Origin of the sequence: Prauserella rugosa, assembly GCF_000719975.1 — a bacterium.
Lineage (GTDB): Bacteria > Actinomycetota > Actinomycetes > Mycobacteriales > Pseudonocardiaceae > Prauserella > Prauserella rugosa.
Genome location: NZ_JOIJ01000011.1, coordinates 159917 through 178662, shown reverse-complemented (window position 1 = coordinate 178662; position 18746 = coordinate 159917). Strand labels below are relative to the sequence as shown.

The 18746-nt window shown below is 70.7% G+C and carries 14 protein-coding genes; 7 read left to right on the top strand and 7 right to left on the bottom strand.

Going from position 1 to position 18746, the window contains the following annotated elements:
• Nucleotides 1–302 precede the first annotated feature (302 nt).
• The 4 genes from IF64_RS0116885 to ald all read right to left on the bottom strand — a co-directional run bounded on the left by IF64_RS0116885 (nt 303) and on the right by ald (nt 7652).
• A complete protein-coding gene (locus tag IF64_RS0116885; protein WP_157575519.1) occupies nt 303–3983 on the bottom strand; it encodes an ABC transporter ATP-binding protein in 3681 nt (1226 codons plus the stop codon).
• Between the two features lie 188 nt (nt 3984–4171).
• Nucleotides 4172–5062, bottom strand: a complete 891-nt coding sequence (locus IF64_RS0116880) for an ABC-2 transporter permease (RefSeq protein WP_030533096.1) — start codon at nt 5060–5062, stop codon at nt 4172–4174.
• A 2-nt stretch (nt 5063–5064) separates the two neighbouring features.
• The gene (locus tag IF64_RS0116875; RefSeq protein ID WP_030533095.1) at nt 5065–6138 is read right to left on the bottom strand and encodes an ABC transporter ATP-binding protein; all 1074 of its coding nucleotides are present in this window, start codon (nt 6136–6138) and stop codon (nt 5065–5067) included.
• Between the two features lie 407 nt (nt 6139–6545).
• Complete coding sequence (ald, locus tag IF64_RS0116870) at nt 6546–7652, bottom strand: alanine dehydrogenase (protein ID WP_030533094.1); 1107 nt, start codon at nt 7650–7652, stop codon at nt 6546–6548.
• A 179-nt stretch (nt 7653–7831) separates the two neighbouring features.
• On the opposite strand from ald, the gene IF64_RS0116865 reads away from it, so the two are divergent.
• Nucleotides 7832–8788: a zinc-binding dehydrogenase gene (locus tag IF64_RS0116865; RefSeq protein ID WP_030533093.1), complete on the top strand. Its 957-nt coding sequence runs from the start codon at nt 7832–7834 to the stop codon at nt 8786–8788.
• Here the strand turns inward: IF64_RS0116865 and IF64_RS0116860 are convergent.
• Nucleotides 8769–10331: a PucR family transcriptional regulator gene (locus IF64_RS0116860; RefSeq protein ID WP_030533092.1), complete on the bottom strand. Its 1563-nt coding sequence runs from the start codon at nt 10329–10331 to the stop codon at nt 8769–8771. The two genes, IF64_RS0116865 and IF64_RS0116860, sit on opposite strands and share 20 nt — an antisense overlap.
• Nucleotides 10332–10413: 82 nt before the next feature.
• On the opposite strand from IF64_RS0116860, the gene IF64_RS0116855 reads away from it, so the two are divergent.
• A complete protein-coding gene (locus IF64_RS0116855) occupies nt 10414–10800 on the top strand; it encodes a glyoxalase superfamily protein (protein ID WP_030533091.1) in 387 nt (128 codons plus the stop codon).
• 100 nt (nt 10801–10900) lie between these two features.
• Here the strand turns inward: IF64_RS0116855 and IF64_RS0116850 are convergent, their stop codons facing one another.
• Both IF64_RS0116850 and IF64_RS0116845 read right to left on the bottom strand, forming a co-directional pair.
• On the bottom strand, nt 10901–11389 hold the full coding sequence (locus IF64_RS0116850; protein ID WP_030533090.1) for a hypothetical protein: 489 nt from the start codon (nt 11387–11389) through the stop codon (nt 10901–10903).
• Between the two features lie 63 nt (nt 11390–11452).
• Nucleotides 11453–12040 carry an SACE_7040 family transcriptional regulator gene (locus IF64_RS0116845; RefSeq protein ID WP_030533089.1) on the bottom strand — a complete coding sequence of 196 codons (588 nt, stop codon included), beginning with the start codon at nt 12038–12040 and terminating at the stop codon, nt 11453–11455.
• 153 nt (nt 12041–12193) lie between these two features.
• Here IF64_RS0116845 and IF64_RS0116840 point away from each other — a divergent pair, with 153 nt between their 5' ends.
• From IF64_RS0116840 to map, 5 genes are all read left to right on the top strand, one after another.
• Entirely contained in the window at nt 12194–12991 is a 798-nt protein-coding gene (locus IF64_RS0116840; RefSeq protein ID WP_030533088.1) for an SGNH/GDSL hydrolase family protein, read from the top strand.
• Nucleotides 12992–13077: 86 nt separating this feature from the next.
• Complete coding sequence (locus tag IF64_RS0116835) at nt 13078–14691, top strand: carboxyl transferase domain-containing protein (protein ID WP_030533087.1); 1614 nt, start codon at nt 13078–13080, stop codon at nt 14689–14691.
• A 64-nt stretch (nt 14692–14755) separates the two neighbouring features.
• Nucleotides 14756–16729, top strand: a complete 1974-nt coding sequence (locus IF64_RS0116830; protein ID WP_030533086.1) for an acetyl/propionyl/methylcrotonyl-CoA carboxylase subunit alpha — start codon at nt 14756–14758, stop codon at nt 16727–16729.
• Nucleotides 16726–17880, top strand: coding sequence for an acyl-CoA dehydrogenase family protein (locus IF64_RS0116825; protein WP_030533085.1), 1155 nt, complete (start codon nt 16726–16728; stop codon nt 17878–17880). The genes IF64_RS0116830 and IF64_RS0116825 overlap by 4 nt, the downstream gene beginning before the upstream one ends.
• Before the next feature lie 88 nt (nt 17881–17968).
• On the top strand, nt 17969–18736 hold the full coding sequence (gene map, locus IF64_RS0116820; protein ID WP_030533084.1) for a type I methionyl aminopeptidase: 768 nt from the start codon (nt 17969–17971) through the stop codon (nt 18734–18736).
• Nucleotides 18737–18746 lie beyond the last annotated feature (10 nt).

The following is an 18746-nucleotide window of genomic DNA, read 5'->3' as shown; positions in this document are numbered from 1 at the left end:
CGCGTACCAGGCTAACCCCCCGGCTTGTCGCCCCAGTCACCGAACTCGCACTTCGGGCCCGTTTCGTCCGGCAGGAGGCCCGCGATTCCTCACTGAATCGATACCGGCCGCAGGGCGTACGCCCGCTTACACCCAGGAGGGTACGGAAGGTCGCGGTGGGGGCCGTGCTTCGTGAGGTGTCTCATGCGGGCACCACTCGTTGGCACCAACGGCTCACGGCGACGTGCGGCACGGGGCTCCGGCGGACGGGGCCGAGCTCGCGGTCAGTCCCGTCCGCCGGTGACCGGCCGAGCCGGATGCGCCTATGCCGCGTCGGGTGAGCCGTGCGCCTCGTTGCCCAGGCGCCAGAGCCGGGCGTAGGCACTGTCGGCGGCGATGAGCTCGGCGTGCGTGCCCTCCTCGGCGATCCGCCCGTGGTCGAGGACGACGATCCGGTCGGCGCGCGCCGCCGTCGCGAGCCGGTGGGCCACCACGAAGGTGGTGCGGGACGCGGCGAGCCGGTCCGTGGCGCGCAGCACGGCGCTCTCGGTGGACGGGTCGAGGGCCGCGGTCGCCTCATCGAGCAACAACACGTCGGGATCGACGAGCTGCGCCCTGGCCAGTGCGACGAGCTGCCGCTGGCCCGCCGACAACGCGCGTCCGCGTTCGCCGACCTGCTGGGCGAAGCCCTCCGGAAGGGCGGCGATGCCGTCGAGTGCGCCGACCGCGCGGACGGCCCGCTCCACCTCGGCGTCGGTGGCGTCCGGCCGTCCGTAGCGGACGTTGTCGGCGACCGTGCCCGCGAACAGGTGCGGTTCCTGCGGCACCACCCCGACGCGGGCGCGCAACGCGGCCAGGTCGTAGTCGCGTACGTCGACGCCGTCGATGCACACCGTGCCGGAGGTGGCGTCGTAGAACCGGGCCAGGAGCTTGACGGCGGTCGACTTGCCCGCACCCGTCGCACCGACGAACGCGACCGTGGTCCCGGCGGGCACGTCGAGCGAGACGTCGGCGAGCGCGGGTGTCTCGGTACCGGGGTAGTGGAACCCGACGTCGGTGAGCCGGACGTCCCCGCGCAGCCGCTCGGGGACGGCAACCGGGTTGTCCGGGGCAGGCACCGACGTCGGCGTGCGCAGCAGGTCGCCGATGCGCCGGAGGCCGACCTTCGCCTGCTGGTAGCCGTCGAACACCGACGACAGCTGCTGGACCGGCGAAAAGAACAGGCCCAGATACAGCACGAACGCCATCAGCACACCGGGCGAGAGTGTGCCCTCGGCGACGCGACTCGCCCCCGCGGCGAGGACCAGCACCTCGGCGACACCGGACAGCAGGGTGACGAACGGGAAGTACGTGGCCACGTAGCGCTGGGCCCGCAGCCGCGAACGCCGGTAGGCGTCGCTGCGGGAGGCGAAGTCGGCCGCGGAGCGCTCCTCACGGGTGTAGGCCTGGGCGACGCGCAGCCCGCTGACGTTCTCCTGCATGTCGGCGTTGACCGCGCTGACCCGTTCGCGGGCCTCGGTGTAGGCGGCGGAGGCTCGCCTGCGGAACACCACCGTGGCGAGGACGAGCACGGGCAGCACCGCGAACACGTACAGCGCCAGCCCGGGGTCGGTGGCGATCAGGGCGACGCTGATGCCCACGAGGGTCAGTACGCTGACGACCGCGGTCGCCAGGCCCGTCTGCAGGAACGTCGACAGCGCGTCGACGTCGGTGGTCATCCGGGTCATGATGCGGCCGGACAGTTCGCGCTCGTAGTAGTCGAGGCCGAGCCGTTGCAGGTGTGCGTAGCTGCGGACACGCAACAGGTACAGGACCGATTCGCCGGTGCGGGCAGTGAGGCGGGTCTGCAGGGCCACCGCGATCCAGTCGAGCACGATCACGCCGAGCCCGATCGCCGCGGCCACGAGCACGACCGACTCCACACCGGTGCGCACGCCCTCGTCGACGCCGCGCTGGTACAGCGCGGGGATCGCCAGGGTGGCCAGCGCGTCGACGGCCACGAGTGCGATGACGGCCGCGAGCAGGGCCCGCACGGGCCGAAGCAGCCCCGCCAGCCGGAAGCGCGGATCCGGAGCCGTGGGATCGAGCTCGCCGAGGTCGGGTCGGTCGGTGGCGGGAGGCAGCGCGCGGACCCGTTCGAGGAGTTCGGGCGTCGGAGGCAGGTCGAGGGAGGCGCTGGCTCCTGGACCGCCACGTCCAGGCCGACTTGCCGAGACCGCCGGTTCCGTCGAGTGGGGCTCCGGCCACAGTTCGGGCGTGGTGCCGTCCGGCCCCGGCTCCCGCGGTGCCTGCCTGCCCGGTGCCTCCGCGTCGTCGTCCGGGCCGGAGACCAGATCGCGGTAGAGCGCACATCGGCTTTCGAGCTCGTCGGCGGTGCCGACGTCGACGACCCTGCCCGCGTCGAGCACCGCGATCCGGTCGGCGAGCGAGAGGGTCGAGCGACGGTGGGCGATCAGCAGGGTCGTGCGCTCGCGCATGACGCTGCGCAGGGTGTCGTGGATGGCCGCTTCGGTGGCGGTGTCGACCGCGGACGTGGCGTCGTCGAGCACGAGGATCCGCGGGTCGGTGAGCAGTGCCCTGGCCAGGCCGAGGCGTTGGCGCTGGCCGCCCGACAGCGTCAGCCCGCGTTCGCCGACCAGCGTGTCGTACCCGTCGGGCAGTGCGCTGATGAACTCGTGGGCCTCGGCCGCCTTCGCGGCGGCGACGACCTCCTCGTCGGAGGCGTCCGGCCTGCCGTAGGCGATGTTGTCGCGCACGGTCGTCGAGAAGAGGAACGCTTCCTCGAACACCACGCCCACCGTGCGGCGCAGCTCGGTCAGTCCGAGGTCGCGGACGTCGACCCCGCCGATGCGCACCTCACCCTCGTGCACGTCGTAGAACCGCGGCAGCAGGAGCGAGATGGTCGACTTGCCGGAACCGGCGGTTCCGACGAGTGCGAGGGTCTCGCCGGGACGGGCGCGTAGCGACATGCCGTCGAGTACCGGCTCGGACAGGGTGTAACCGAACCGGACGTCGTCGAGTGCGACGTCGAGCGGACCGTCGGGGACGGGCGTGGGGTCGGCACGTTCGCGGACCTCCGGCTGGGCGTCGATCAGCTCGTGCACGCGCTCGGCGCCTGCACGGGTCAGCTGCGCCTGCACCACGAGGCTCGCGAGCATGCGTGCGGGCCCCGTCAACGACGAGACGTAGGTGGCGAAGGCCAGGAACGTGCCGAGGCTGATGTCGCCGCGCAGGGCCAGGACACCACCGACGGCGAGGACGGCGATCTGGCCGGCGGCAGGCAGTGCGGCGGTGGTCGCGGTCGGCACCGCCGAGAGCTTGGCTGCGCGGAGGCGTTCGGCGAAGAGTGTCCGTGCCGCGCGCGACAGCCTGCCGGTCTCGCGCTCCTCCTGGCCGAATCCCTTGACCACCCGCACGCCCGTCACGGTCTCCTCGACGTGCTGGGCGATCTCGGCGGCACGTTGCTGGGCGGACCAGGTCGCGGGGAACAGCTTGCGTCTGCTGACGGCCAGGACGATCGCCACAGCAGGAGCGACGACCAGCGCGATCACGGTGAGCAGCGGCGACATCCACAGCATCGCGGCCAGCGCGAGGACCGCGAACACGACCGAGCCCGCCGACAGCGGCACCTGCATCAGGAATCCGGTGACGAGCTGCAGATCCGTGATCGCACGCGAAACGATCTGCCCGGTGCGCAGCGAGTCCTGCTTGCCGCCGTCGAGGCGGGACACCGCGGCGAACACCGAGCGGCGCAGATCGTGCTGGACGTCGAGGGCCAGTCTGCCCCCGACGTAGCGGCGCCCGAACGCGGCACCGAAGGCGAGCAGATGCAGGGCGAGCAGGGCGACAGCGAGCACGCCGAGCCCGTCGGTGGAACCGGCGACCGCGGTGTCGATGCCGTCGCGGATGAGCAGCGGACTGGCGGCCTGCACCCCGACGCCGAGGATCGCCGCGCCGAGCGACAGCACGACGAGGATCGGGTGCCGCCAGCACGCCGCGGCGATCCGGCGGACCCAGCCGCCCCGGGCCCCGCCGGCGCTGTCGGTGCCTGCGGTGCCTGCGGTGCCGTTGTGGCTCGCGGCGGTCGGGGAAGGGGGAGAGGCGGCGGGAGTGCCGGGGCGGGCGGCTTCGGTGGCTGTGTCGCTCTCCGTGTTGCCGGCCCGACCTGACACTCCCGCTCCTCCTCAGCTCACTACGTGATGTCGCGCTTCTGGTTCACCAGCCAGCCGCCCCCGAAGAACAGCAGTACCCATCCTCCGAAGATCAGGGCCGACCCCCACCACGAGAATGCACCCGGAGCACCCGCGACGTTCTGGAGGAACCACGCGAAGTCGTCCTCCATTCCCGGGACGCGGACGCCTGAGGCGCCGAACACCTCCGCCGGGATAGCACCCACGACGCCGTTCAGTGCTCCGTTGGGCAGGACCGCGCCCATCCAAGCGACATCGTTGCCCCAGATGCCGTAGCTGACGGAGATCCAGAGGTTCTCGGCGAGCAACATGTACAGCAGTAGGGTCACGACACTGCCGGCCACGCTCTTCCACAGCGCACCGACACCGACACCGAACAGGGTCGCCAGCGCGCCGGCGAGCACTGATGCGCCCGCGACACCCAGCCACTGACTTGCAGTCGGGAGCCTCTCGCTGTCGACACCGAGGAGGATGCCGAGACTCGCCGCGGCGACGGCTGCGAGGCCGTACAGCGCACCCCAGCTGATGTAGGTGATCATCTTCGACGTCAGCGCCATCGCGCGGTTGGGCGCCGTGAGGAACGTGGTCGTGATCGTCTTCTTGCTGTACTCGCCGGCCACGGCGAACACGCCGATGATGACGGCGAACATCAACGCCATGTTGATCGCGCGTCCGACGGCCAGTAGGCCCATGGGCAGACTGCCGGTCTCGATACCGAGTGCGGAGGCGATCCGTTCGGCCTCGCTCGAAGTCAGGATGTTGCCGAACTCGTTGGCGATGTATCCCAATCCCGCCGCGAAGGCGAAGGCGAGCACGGCGGCGGGGATCAGCAGTGCCCACCAACTCTTCGTGGTGAGGATCTTGCGGAACTCGGCCTTGATCAGGTTGCCCATCATCAGTGGCCACCTCCCCAGCCCTGCTGTCCCGGCTGGCCGGGGCCGTACGGATTCTGCGGTGGACTCTGTGGTGGTGCCCCGGGCGGCGGTCCCGGTGGGAAGCCGCCGGGCGGCGGCCCCGGTGGCGGCTGGTACGGGTTCTGCGGCTGTTGCGGCATGGGCTGGCCCGAGTACTGCGGGCTGGTCATCTGGAAGAACAGCTGCTCGAGGTCGGCCTTCTCCTCCTCCATGCCGTACACGGCCACGCCGGCCTTGGCGGCCACGTCACCGATCTGCTGCACGGTCGCGCCCATCACCGCCACGCGGCCGTCCTGCGCGGGCTGCACCTCGGTGATGCCGGCCTCCCGCAGTGCCGAGACGAGGGCGTTGGCGTCCGCGGGCTGCACCAGCACCCGCGAACGCTGTGAGGCGCGCAGCTGCTCGAGCGGACCGTAGTAGCGCGTCATGCCCGCGCTGACGATGACCACCTGGTCGATCATCTGCTCCACTTCGGACAGCAGGTGGCTCGACACCAGCACCGTCCTGCCCTGCTTCGCGAACGACTGCAGAAAGCCGCGCAGCCAGGCGATGCCTTCCGGGTCGAGGCCGTTGGACGGCTCGTCGAGCACCAGGACCTGCGGGTCCCCGAGCAGCGCGGTCGCCAGCGACAGGCGCTGGCGCATACCGAGTGAGTAACCCCCGGCGGGGCGGTCGGCGGCAGGTGTGAGGCCGACCAGGCCGAGCATCTCGTCGACCCGCTGGTCGGGCACCCCGATCGCCGCGGCGTACACGCGAAGGTGGTTGCGCGCGGTCCGCCTCGGGTGGAACCCCTCGTTCTCCAGAACGGAACCCACGACCCGGGCCGGGTTGCCCAGCTGGGTGTACGGGCGTCCGTTGATCGTCGCCGCACCGGACGTCGGTGTCACCAGACCGAGGAGCATGCGCAGGGTCGTCGTCTTGCCCGCGCCGTTGGGCCCGAGGAAGCCGGTGACCGAACCGGGTTCCACGGTGAAGCTCAGGTTCTGGACCGCGGTCACGGCCCCGAACTGCTTGGTCAGGTTCTGCACCGCGATGCGGCCACTGCCGTCATGCATGGCTCTCCCCTCAGATGCGCCGTCGCTTTGGGTGCGCACTGCGCCGCCATCCTGCCCTATGGACGGTGAGGCTCGTGGGGTGGTTGTGCACAGTTGGTGTGGGTGTCAACTGCATCGCAGCGGTGACCCGCCGGAAATGCGGCGGGTGGTGCACGGGTGTCCGAATCGGAGGCCGGCCGCGTGCTCACGGTGCGGGATTCGCGTGGTCCACGGGTGTGATGTGAACAAAAAACCGGCAGACTTGCCGACCCCGGGGCGGCATCGGCGCCGTGGACGCCTTAAGCTGGTAAGTGGCGGCCCGCTCCCGGTGACCCCCAGGCTGGTTGAGCGGGCCGCCCCTTCTTGTCCCCGGGTCGTTTCTCCGGGACCGTTTTCCCGGCTCGTTTCGGTGTCGGCCGGCGTTGCGCTCAGAGAGCCGCGGGCGTGTAGGTCAGTGCGTGGGCCGTGGCGACCGCTTCGTTGGTGAGCGCCCCGCCGTGGGTGTTGAGCCCCTTCGCCAGGTTCGCGTCCACGCGCAGCGCGCCCTCCCAGCCCTGCTCGGCCAGCCGCAGCACGTACGGCAGCGTCACGTTGGTCAGACCGTAGGTCGACGTGCGCGGAACCGCACCCGGCATGTTGGCCACGCAGTAGAGCACCGAACCGTGCACCGGGTAGGTCGGCTCGTCGTGGGTCGTCGGCCGCGAGTCGGCGAAGCAGCCGCCCTGGTCGATCGAGATGTCGACCAGCACGCTGCCCGTCTTCATCCGCGCCACGAGGTCGTTCGAGACCAGCTTCGGCGCCTTCGCACCCGCCACCAGCACGGCGCCGACGACGAGATCGGCCTCCAGCACGGCCTGTTCGAGGGTGAAGGCGTTCGACGTCACCGTGCGGATGCGGCCACCGAAGTCCTTGTCGATCTGGCGCAGGCGGTCCACGTTCGTGTCGAGCACCTCGACGTCGGCGCCGAGTCCGAGTGCGACCCGTGCGGCGTTCAGTCCCGCCACGCCGCCGCCGATCACCACGACGCGAGCCGGATGCACGCCCGGCACGCCGCCGATCAGCACGCCACGTCCGCCGCCTGGCTGCATCAACGAGTACGCGCCGACCTGCGGTGCGAGCCGGCCCGCCACCTCGGACATCGGTGCCAGGAGGGGCAGTGTGCCGTCGGGCAACTGCACCGTCTCGTACGCGATCGAGGTCGTTCCCGCCGACAGCAGCGCCTCGGTGAGGGCCCGGTCCGCGGCCAGGTGCAGGTAGGTGAACAGGACCTGCCCCGAGCGCAGCCGGCCGTACTCCTCGGCGATCGGTTCCTTGACCTTGAGCACGATGTCGCCCTCGGACCACGTGTCGTCGGCAGTGGGCAGGATTTTGGCCCCCGCGGCCACGTACTCCTCGTCGCGGATCGCCGAGCCCGTGCCCGCGCCGGCCTCGACGACCACCTGATGTCCTCGCTGCACGAGCTCGTGGGTGCCGGCCGGGGTCAGCGCGACCCGGTACTCGTGCTTCTTGACTTCCTTCGGGACGGCGATCCGCACGGTTCCTCCTCGTGAGCGGCTCCTCGTGGGAGCGGGTGTCATCGACCACGGTGAACCACCCGGACAGCGGTGTCATCGTGTCCGGGAAACAATTGTCGCCGGGTTCGGTCGTTCCGTCAGAACAAGGACGCAGGCGGCGTCTTGACCTCGAGTCCGCTCGAACTCCGAAGCTTGCCGGTATGCGCGTCGTGTGGTGGACAGGTCCCGGCGATCCGGACGTCCTCGTGCCGGGGCAGGCCCCCGAGCCGCGGCCCGGACCGGGTGAGGTGCTGATCGACGTCGGGTACGCGGGCGTCACGTTCGTCGAGACCCAGTTGCGGGCCGGTCGCGGCCCGTTCCGCTGGGAGCCTCCGCTCGTGCCCGGCAACGGGGTCGGTGGGTTCGTCGCCGACGTCGGCCCCGGGGTCGACCGGACGTGGCTGGGCTGCCGGGTCGTGAGCGCGTTGTCCGGTACGGGTGGCTACGCCGAACGGGCCGTCGCCGCGGTGGAGAACGTGCTGCCGGTGCCTGCCGAGCTGGAGCTGGCCGACGCCGTGGCACTGCTGGCCGACGGGCGCACGGCGATGCTGCTGCACCGCAGCGGCCGCCCGCGTGCCGGTGAGCGGGTGCTGGTCGAGGCTGCGGCGGGCGGGGTCGGGGGACTGCTGGTGCAGCTCGCCGCCGCGGCAGGGGCGACGGTCGTCGGGGCCGCGGGCGGTAGTCGCAAGGCGGCCGTCGCGAAGGAATTGGGCGCCGCGGCGGCGGTCGACTATCTCGATCCTCTGTGGACGGACGAGGTCGGGCCGGTGGACGTCGTCTACGACGGCGTGGGCGGGCGGATCGGCCGTGCGGCGTTCGAACTGCTCCGTCCCGGCGGGCGCATGGTGGTGCACGGCATGGCGAGCGGGGAGATGACGGAGGTCCCGGAAGAGGAGGCGCACGCGCGCGGGGTCACGGTCACCCACGGCTTGCAGGCCACGCCGGAGCTCCTGCGTGCCTGCACGCGGGACGCGCTGGCCGAGGCGGCGCGGGGCGTCGTGCGGCCGACGATCGGCCTGATCCTGCCCCTCGGCCGTGCGGCCGAGGCCCACGCGCAGATCGAACGGCGGGCCGTGGTGGGGAAGACGTTGCTGGCGGTCAGGACCAGCGCAGCGTGATCAGCTGTGCGGTCAGTGCCAGCCGCACGTCCGGGTCGTCGAGGTCCAATCCGGACAGTTCGAGCAGCTTGCGCATGCGGTAGCGCAGGGTGTTCGGGTGGACCCGCAGGTCGGCGGCGGCGCCGCGCGGATCCCCCGGCCTGCGCAGCCAGTGGTAGAGCGTGTCGACGTACTCCGTGCCGTGGCTGCGATCGTGCTCGCGCAACGTGTGCAGCGGCCCGAGGCCGGGAACGTCGGCGGTGCGGGCGGCCGTCGCGGTGCGGTGCAACGTCAGCGGCGTCCACACCTCGTCGAACGTGACGGTACGGCCGGGCACCACCCCGGAGCGGAGCAGGCCGAGCGCCTCGTCGGCCTCCGCGCGCGACTGCGGCAGTTCGCCGAGTGGATAGGCGCCGCCCGCCGCGGCGTGGAACTCCCCCGCGCGCGGGCCCGCCTGGATGTCGTCGAGCGCGCACCGCAGCTCGGGCCACCAGCCGGGACCGCCGCTGTCGGGCACGACGGCGTAGAGCAGGCCGGCGTGTTCGGCCGCGACGGGTTGGCGGCCGATGCCCTGGGACAGCCGCTCGAGCAGGGCCAGGCGCATGCCTTCGCCGTCGAGCGTGTCGCCGCCCGGCGTGTCGACGGCAACGACGCGGTGCGGTTCGTCGGTGAGCCCGAGCTCGGCGACAGCCTTGCGCGGACCGGCCTCGCCGTGCAGCAGGGCGCGCAACAGCTCGGCGGAGGCGCGTCTGCGCACGTCGGCGTGTGCCCTGCGGCGCAGCAGATGCAGCGCCACGACGGGGGCGGTGTCGGCGAACGCGGCTGCCCGCTCGTCCGGCACCGGACCGCCGACGACCGCCCACATCGACCCGAGTAGTTCGCCGCCCATGCGCACCGGGGCGATCAGCCGTGGCAACGTGCCGTCCTTCTGCCCGGGCACGAAGATCGTCTGCCTGCCGCGGGTGAGGTCGCGGAACACGCCGCGGGACCGGAAACGCGCGAGGACGTCGTCGGGGATCCGCCTGCCGACGATCGTGGCCACGCGGGCCGGGTCCGTCAGGTCCTGCCGCGCCGAATAGGCCAGGACCCGCGAGTTGGTGTCCTCGATGGTCACCGGCGCGTCGACCACGGAGGCGACGGCGTCGGCCAGCCGGAACAGATCGCCCGCGGCCGGGTCGGCGTCGAGGGCGTCGGACTCGTCGGCCTCGGCGTCGAGCACCGTCCGCAGCAGCCACACCAGCTGCGCCCACGCGGTGGCCTCGTGCACCTCGACGAGTCCGATGGCGGCGCGTCTGGCGGCTCTGCGCACCCCGTTCGCGGTCGCCAGCGGGGCCTTGACCAGAACCGCGGCGGCGTCCCGCTGCGCGGAGTCCTCGACGAGCCGGGCGGCGGTGTCGGCGTCGGGAGCGGCCACGGCCAGTACGAGGTCGCCTGCGCCCGCGCTCGTCGCGGTGCCGGGTTCGGCGATGACGACGTCGGTCACCGCGACCGCCTCGTCCGGCAGGTGCACGGCATGCAGCAACGTCGGCCCGACCCGGTCGACGACGCTCCGGACGGTGCTCATCGAAACCCGGATGCGCTGCTCGTCATGGGTGGGCAGCCTACCGTGGGACCCTGTCTCCGGCGGGCGAGGAGAGGAAGCGGACATGGGTGTGCGTGGGGTGGCGAAGGTGCTCATCGGCGTGAGTGACCAGCAGCGGGCGAAGGAGTTCTGGGTCGACACGCTCGGCTTCACCGTCACGACGGATGCGCCGTACGACGACGCGGGAACCCGTTGGCTGGAGGTCACCTCGCCTGACGGGGAGACGATCCTGATCCTCAGCCCGGACCCGCAGGGCCAGCACCGCAGGGAGTCCGGTGACGAGCGGCCCAACACGAACGTGTTCTTCTACGCCGATGACATCGAGCGCACCCATGCCGAGCTGCCGGCCAAGGGTGTCGAGTTCCCGACGCCACCGTCGCGCCAGCCGTGGGGCTGGTGGGCCACGTTCGTCGACTCGGAGGGCAACCGCTTCGCTCTGCAGGAGCGTTGACGGGCCGGGTTCCCGGGAACGCGCCGCAGGCGTGCGGGGCTCAGTCGGACAGGGCTCAGTCGGACAGGGCTCAGTCGGACAGGGCTCAGTCGGACAGGGCTCAGTCGGACAGGGCCTCGGCGATCCACGGTTCGACGGGCAGCCCGCGCTCCAGGCAGGCGGTCGAGAGTCGCATCGTCCAGCGCAGAGCCTGCACCACGAGGCTTTCCACCTCGTCGGGCGAGGCGTTGTCGAGGGCGATCTCCAGCTGCTGGCGCGCGTCCTCGGTGTTGCCGTGCACCTCGGCCAGCAGGGTGCGCACCGCCGTGCGCACGGGCGGGTCGGCGTCGTCGATGGGCACCTCCTCGCCCTCGGCGTCGAAGACCTGGACCTTGACCGGCGCCGCACCGCCGTCTCCGAGCGTCGTGACCATCTCGCTGCAGGTGCCGAACAACAACAGCATCAGCTCGCGCGTGTCGTCGGCCGCCAGCGCCTCGAGCGCGGCGGCCTCGAGCGCGCCTGCGTCATCGCCGAGCCGCATGGCGAGCAGTGCCCGCTGCGCCGTCTCGACGAGCCGTGGTGGTGTTCGGTCCTCGTGCACGGGTGTCATCAAACACCAGACGCGGGGTGATCGTCGCGCGCCCGCTGGGGTGATCATCCCCGCACGGGCGTCTCACTTCGCCGCGTACAGCGCTCCCAGCGCCAGTCCGGTGAGCAGTTCGGCGAGCCTGTCGTCGGGCAGATGGCGGTGGTGCGGAGTGGAGTTCATCAGGCCGAACACGGCGTGGGCGGCCGAGCGTGCGGTGGGTTCGTCCAGGTGTGGGACGGCGGCCCGCAGCGCCGAGACCCACACCTCGACGTAGCGGCGCTGAAGTCCGCGGACCGTCCTGCGGTCGTCGTCGGCGAGGCTGGCCAGGCTGCGTTCCTGCACCGTGATGAGCGCGGGTTGCTGGAGTGCGAAGTCGACGTGGAAACGCACGAGTCCGGCGAGGATCTCGTCGGGATCCCCGTCGCGTTCGATCCGTTCGGTGCCCCCTGCCAGCAGGTACTCGCTGATGTCGGTCAGCATTTCGCCCAACATGGCGTCTTTGCTACGGAAATGGCGGTACAGTGCGGGGCCCGTGATCCCGACGGCCGCGCCGATGTCGTCGATGCCCACGCCGCGGAAGCCGTGCTGGGCGAACAGCTCCGCGGCTGCGGCCAGGATCTGATCACGCCGGGACGGCTTCTGGCCCCTGGTTCGCGGAGTCGTCGAGATCATCCGCTCATCCTACGGGATCAAGTTAGCGAACGCTAACATCCGTCAGACTTCCGTGCTGATCCAAGAGGCGTAACTTCCGGACATTTCCCTCGGCTGAGACGTGAGCCACTGATATTCGTTTGTCGGCCAATGGCAAACGGAAAGGTGGCCCTCATGGTCAAGGGTTCCCGTCTCCTGGGTACCGCGATGATCGCCGCGCTGGCGCTGGTCGGTGGTGCGACCACGGCGGGCGCGGTGGAGACGACCGCATACGACAGCTACGTCGCCCTGGGCGACTCCTACTCCAGTGGCGTGGGTGCCGGTGACTACGGCGACTCGGGTGGCTGCAAGCGCAGCGCCAACGCCTACCCCCAGCTCTACGCCGACGCCGCCGGTGTCGGCGACTTCCAGTCCGTGGCGTGCTTGGGCGCCCGGACCGACGACGTGCTGACCCAGGCCGACTCCCTGTCGGCCGAGACGGACCTGGTCACCCTGTCGGTCGGCGGCAACGACGCCGGGTTCACCGACGTGATGATCGCCTGCACGACGAGCTCCGACCAGGGCTGCATCGACCGCGTCGAGGAGGCCAAGTCCTACGCGGACACCACGCTTCCCGCGGCGCTCGACGAGGTCTACGCGAAGGTGCGGGCCAACTCGCCCGACGCCGAGGTGTACGTCCTCGGGTACCCGCGCTTCTACGAGATCGGCGGCTCGTGCAACGCAGGCCTCAGCGACACCAAGCGGGAGGCGATCAACTCGGGTGCCGACACGCTCGCCGAGGTGACCGAGGCGCGGGCCGCGGCCGCGGGCTTCACGTTCGTCGACGTGCGTGACGAGTTCACCGGCCACGAGATCTGCTCGGACGACTGGTGGCTGAACAGTCTGACGTGGCCGGTCGACGAGTCGTACCACCCGAACGCCACCGGCCAGGCTTCCGGCTACCTGCCCGCACTGCAGGGTGCCATCGGCTGATTCCACCCGTTCTCGGGCTGGACCTCAGGGTTAGTAGCCTCTAACATCGACCTCGGTGTTAACGGCTGCTAACCCTGAGGTGTGTCATGGACGGTCCGGCGCTCACCACTCACGCCGATCCTCGCTCGGAGGCGTTCTCCCGCAACGTCGCAGGACACGGTGAGCTGGTCGAAGATCTGCGTAAACGACTCGACGCCGCCCGCTCGGGAGGCTCGGAGAAGGCGCGCTCCCGGCATGTGGAACGCGGCAAGCTCCTTCCACGGGACCGGGTCGACGCGCTGCTCGACCCCGGCTCACCTTTCCTCGAGCTGTCCCCGCTCGCGGCCACCGGTCTCTACGACGACGAGGCGCCCGCCGCCGGCATCATCACCGGCATCGGCCGCGTGTCCGGCCGCGAATGCGTCGTCGTCGCCAACGACGCGACCGTCAAGGGCGGCACCTACTACCCGATGACGGTCAAGAAGCACCTGCGCGCACAGGAAGTGGCGCTGCACAACAACCTGCCGTGCATCTACCTCGTCGACTCGGGCGGGGCATTCCTTCCGCGGCAGGACGAGGTGTTTCCCGACCGCGAGCACTTCGGCCGCATCTTCTACAACCAGGCCACGATGTCGGCGCGCGGCATCCCGCAGATCGCCGCCGTGCTCGGCTCCTGCACCGCGGGCGGTGCCTACGTCCCTGCGATGAGCGACGAGGCCGTGATCGTGCGCAACCAGGGCACGATCTTCCTCGGCGGGCCACCGCTGGTGAAGGCCGCCACCGGCGAGGTCGTCACGGCGGAGGAGCTCGGTGGCGGTGACGTCCACTCTCGACAGTCTGGGGTCACCGACCACCTGGCCGCCGACGACGCCGACGCACTGCGCAAGGTCCGTTCGATCGTCTCGACGCTCGGCCCGCGTGAGCCGCGACCGTGGGACGTGCTGCCCACCGAGGAGCCCGCCGTCGACCCACGTGAGCTCTACGGCGTCGTGCCGACCGACTCGCGCACGCCCTACGACGTCCGCGAGGTCATCGCACGGGTCGTCGACGGCAGCCGGTTCGCCGAGTTCAAGAAGGAGTACGGCACGACGCTCGTCACCGGATTCGCCCGCATCCACGGGCATCCGGTGGGGATCATCGCCAACAACGGCGTGCTGTTCGCCGAATCGGCGATGAAGGGTGCGCACTTCATCGAGCTGTGCGACAAACGGTCGATCCCACTCGTGTTCCTGCAGAACATCACCGGATTCATGGTGGGCAAGGACTACGAGGCAGGTGGAATCGCCAAGCACGGCGCCAAGATGGTCACCGCGGTCGCCTGCGCCAGGGTGCCGAAGTTCACGGTGATCATCGGCGGTTCGTTCGGTGCGGGCAACTATTCGATGTGCGGCCGTGCCTACTCCCCGCGTTTCCTGTGGATGTGGCCGAACGCGCGCATCTCCGTCATGGGCGGCGAGCAGGCGGCGTCGGTGCTGGCCACCGTCCGGCGGGACGCGATCGAGGCGCGCGGCGAGGAATGGCCCGCCGAGGACGAGGAATCCTTCAAGGATCCGATCCGTAGCCAGTACGAGGAGCAGGGAAACCCCTACTACTCGACGGCGCGGTTGTGGGACGACGGCGTTATCGATCCGGCCGACACCCGCACGGTGCTCGGTCTCGCCCTGTCGGCGGCGGCCAACGCGCCGCTCGAGCCCGTCGGCTATGGCGTCTTCCGGATGTGAGTTCCCTGAGCGCTCTTCGCCGGTCGGTGGGCCCAGCACTGTGAGAGAGGACGGTTCGTCAGACATGTTCGATACGGTTCTGGTCGCGAACCGCGGCGAGATCGCCGTCCGGGTCATCGCGACGCTGCGGCGGATGGGCATCCGTTCGGTCGCGGTCTACAGCGATGCCGATGCCGGCGCCCGCCACGTGCGCGAGGCCGACGTCGCGGTGCGCATCGGCCCGGCCGAGGCCGCGCGCAGCTACCTCTCGATACCCGACGTCGTCCGGGCAGCGGTCGAGACGGGTGCGCAGGCCGTGCACCCCGGGTACGGATTTCTCGCCGAGAACGCGGCTTTCGCCTCGGCCTGCGCGGAGGCCGGACTCGTGTTCATCGGCCCGCCACCGGCGGCGATCGACGCCATGGGCGACAAGATCCGGGCCAAGGAGACGGTGTCGGCCGCGGGGGTGCCCGTGGTCCCGGGGCGGTCCGATGTGGACGACTTCGAGGCCGCGGCCGCCGAGGTCGGGTATCCAGTGCTGCTCAAGCCGTCCGCGGGTGGTGGCGGCAAGGGCATGCGGCTGGTCACCGAGCCGGGAGAGCTGGCGGCCGCCGTCGAGGCCGCGCAGCGTGAGGCGCGGGGAGCCTTCGGTGACGACCGTCTGCTCATCGAGCGCTTCGTCGACACGCCACGGCACATCGAGGTGCAGGTGCTGGCCGACGCCCACGGCACCGTGGTGCACCTCGGTGAGCGGGAGTGCAGCCTGCAGCGGCGGCACCAGAAGATCGTCGAGGAGGCGCCGTCGCCGCTGCTCGACGAGGCCGCGCGCGCTCGGATGGGCGCTTCGGCGGCCGAGGCCGCGCGGTCGGTCGGCTACGTCGGAGCGGGCACGGTGGAGTTCATCGTGTCGGCGGCCGACCCCGGCGAGTTCTTCTTCATGGAGATGAACACGCGCCTTCAGGTCGAGCATCCGGTGACCGAACAGGTCACGGGTGTCGATCTCGTCGAGTGGCAGGTGCGGGTGGCGGCGGGAGAAGCGCTCGCCCTGAGTCAGGAGGACATCCGGCTCGACGGTCACGCCGTCGAGGCCCGCGTGTACGCCGAGGACCCCGCACGCGGCTTCGTGCCCACGGGCGGCACGGTACTCGGGCTGACCGAACCACGGGGACCGCACGTGCGGGTGGACTCCGGGCTGCTCGAGGGCTCTCGTATCGGATCCGACTACGACCCGATGCTCGCCAAGGTCGTCACGTGGGGGCCCGACCGCGCGGCCGCACTGCACCGGCTCGATCGCGCCCTGGCCGGCACCGCGGTACTCGGCCTTCAGACCAATGTGGACTTCCTGCGCCGGCTGGTGTCCGATGAGGACGTCCGCACCGGACGGCTCGACACCGGTCTGGTGGAGCGCAAGCTCGACGTGCTCACCGCGACCGAGATCTCCGACGACTTCTTCGTCGCCGCTGCGCTGGACCGGCTCATCGCGCTGGAACCACAGGGGCCGGTCGTCGATCCGTGGGACGTGCCGAGCGGGTGGCGGGCAGGCGGGCAGGCCGGTGTCGTGTTCCTCCTGAGCGCAGGCGGAGCCGAGCGGCTGGTGCGGGTGCAGGGCCGTTCGTCGGACGCGCGGGTCTCGCTCGGCGACGGCGAACCGGTCGCGGCCTCGGGGGAGCGCACCGCAGGCGGACTCGCCGTGCACTGGGGAGGCGAGTACCTGCGCTATGCCAGGGCGGAAGCACCCGACGGCGCGCTGTGGTTGAGCCGGGACGGCGTGGCCGTCGCGGTCGGCGAGCGGCCGAACCTGCTCGCCGGGCAGGCCGACGACGTCGAGGGCGGACCGGTGACGAGCCCGATGCCGGGAACAGTCCTCGTCGTGAAGGTCGCCGAGGGCGACGAGGTCGCCGCGGGAACACCGCTGGCCGTCGTCGAGGCGATGAAGATGGAACACACGATCACGGCGCCGGTCGACGGCGTCGTCGCCGAACTCTGCGTCCAGGCGGGCAGGCAGGTCGCGTTGGACGAGAAACTCGCACTGGTCACCCCACGGGAGCAGACATCATGATCGACTTCAGGCTCGACGACGAGTACGAAGCGCTGCGCAAGACGGTCCACGACTTCGCCCAGTCCGAGGTCAAACCCGTGATCGGCGACTTCTACATCCGCGAGGAGTTCCCCTACGAGATCGTCGCGAAGATGGGCGCGATGGGCCTGTTCGGCCTGCCATTTCCCGAGGAGTACGGCGGTATGGGCGGCGACTACTTCGCCCTGTGTCTCGCGCTCGAGGAACTCGCCAGGGTCGATTCGTCGGTGGCCGTGACGCTCGAGGCGGGGGTGTCGCTGGGTGCCATGCCCATCCACCGTTTCGGTACCGAGGAGCAGAAGCGCCGGTGGCTACCGTCGCTGTGCTCGGGCGAGGCGCTCGGCGCCTTCGGCCTGACGGAGCCGGGCGGCGGTTCGGACGCCGGTGCGACGAAGACCCGCGCGGTGCTCGACGGCGGCGACTGGGTCATCAACGGCAGCAAGTCGTTCATCACGAACTCGGGCACCGACATCACGTCGGTTGTCACGGTCACGGCCGTCACGGGAGCCAAACCCGACGGCGGCAAGGAGATCTCGGCGATTCTGGTGCCCTCGGGCACACCCGGGTTCACCGTGGCACCGAAGTACTCGAAGGTCGGCTGGAACTGTTCGGACACTCACGAGCTGGCGTTCGACGACTGCCGGGTGCCCGAGGAGAACCTGCTCGGTGAGCGTGGCCGCGGTTACGCGCAGTTCCTGCGGATCCTCGACGAGGGCCGGATCGCGATCGCCGCGCTCAGCGTCGGGCTCGCGCAGGGCTGTGTCGACGAGTGCCTGCGGTACGCGGGCGAACGCGAGGCCTTCGGCAACACGATCGGCGCGTACCAGGCGATCCAGTTCAAGATCGCCGACATGGAGGCGCGCGTGCACACCGCGCGGCTGGCCTACTACCAGGCGGCGGCGAAGATGCTGCGGGGTGAGCCGTTCAAGAAGGAGGCGGCCATCGCCAAGCTGGCCTCGTCGAACGCCGCCATGGACAACGCGCGGGAGGCGACGCAGATCTTCGGCGGCTACGGTTTCATGAACGAGTTCGCCGTGGGGCGGTTCTACCGGGACGCCAAGATCCTCGAGGTCGGTGAGGGGACGAGCGAGGTGCAGCGGATGCTGATCGCGCGCGAGCTCGGCCTGACGTGAGCGTTCTCGTCTCCACCGACTGTGATAGAAATACCGGTATAGGTATTCGAGGTCGGCGGCAAGCGTTTGCGTGGCGGAGGAACGGGCGATGGTGGAACTGAAGACCGCGGAGGAGATCGCCGCGATGGGCGTGACCGGTGCGTTCGTCGCCGAGGTGCTGGGCGACCTCGCCGGGCGCGCGGAACCCGGCGTGAACCTGCTCGACCTGGAGCACCGTGCCCGCGACATGATCAAGCACCGCGGTGCCGAGTCCTGCTACTGGGACTACGCGCCCTCGTTCGGCGAGGGACCGTTCCGCAACGTCGTGTGCCTCTCGGTGAACGACGCCGTGCTGCACGGTCTTCCGCACGACTACGAACTGCGGGACGGCGACGTGCTCACCATGGACATGGCCGTCTCGATCGACGGATGGGTGGCCGATGCGGCGCGCACGGTCGTCGTGGGCACGGCCCGCCCCGAGGACCTGCGGCTGATCGAGGCGACCGAGCGGGCGCTCGACGAGGGCATCGCGGCCGCGCGCCCCGGCAACCGGCTCGGCGACATCTCGGCGGCCATCGGAGCGGTCGCCGAGCGGTACGGCTACCCGGTCAACACCGAGTTCGGCGGGCACGGGCTGGGCCGCACCATGCACGAGGATCCCCACGTGCCGAACAAGGGCAGGCCGGGCCGGGGCATGGTGCTGCGGCCGGGGCTGACCATCGCGATCGAACCCTGGTTCGCGGCGAGCACCGACCGCATCGTCTACGACCCGGACGGCTGGACCATCCGCTCGGCCGACGGGTCCCGCACCGCGCACAGTGAGCACACGATCGCGATCACCGACGAGGGGGCGCGTATCCTCACCGTGGCTAGCTGAGTCCGAGCCT

Coding starts and splice junctions, on each gene's coding strand:
- IF64_RS0116880 (WP_030533096.1), bottom strand. CDS start 5,062: ATGGGCAACCTGATCAAGGCCGAGTTCCGCAAGATCCTCACCACGAAG.
- IF64_RS0116875 (WP_030533095.1), bottom strand. CDS start 6,138: ATGCATGACGGCAGTGGCCGCATCGCGGTGCAGAACCTGACCAAGCAG.
- IF64_RS0116865 (WP_030533093.1), top strand. CDS start 7,832: ATGCGCGTCGTGTGGTGGACAGGTCCCGGCGATCCGGACGTCCTCGTG.
- IF64_RS0116860 (WP_030533092.1), bottom strand. CDS start 10,331: ATGAGCACCGTCCGGAGCGTCGTCGACCGGGTCGGGCCGACGTTGCTG.
- IF64_RS0116855 (WP_030533091.1), top strand. CDS start 10,414: ATGGGTGTGCGTGGGGTGGCGAAGGTGCTCATCGGCGTGAGTGACCAG.
- IF64_RS0116850 (WP_030533090.1), bottom strand. CDS start 11,389: ATGACACCCGTGCACGAGGACCGAACACCACCACGGCTCGTCGAGACG.
- IF64_RS0116845 (WP_030533089.1), bottom strand. CDS start 12,040: ATGATCTCGACGACTCCGCGAACCAGGGGCCAGAAGCCGTCCCGGCGT.
- IF64_RS0116840 (WP_030533088.1), top strand. CDS start 12,194: ATGGTCAAGGGTTCCCGTCTCCTGGGTACCGCGATGATCGCCGCGCTG.
- IF64_RS0116835 (WP_030533087.1), top strand. CDS start 13,078: ATGGACGGTCCGGCGCTCACCACTCACGCCGATCCTCGCTCGGAGGCG.
- IF64_RS0116830 (WP_030533086.1), top strand. CDS start 14,756: ATGTTCGATACGGTTCTGGTCGCGAACCGCGGCGAGATCGCCGTCCGG.
- IF64_RS0116825 (WP_030533085.1), top strand. CDS start 16,726: ATGATCGACTTCAGGCTCGACGACGAGTACGAAGCGCTGCGCAAGACG.
- map (WP_030533084.1), top strand. CDS start 17,969: ATGGTGGAACTGAAGACCGCGGAGGAGATCGCCGCGATGGGCGTGACC.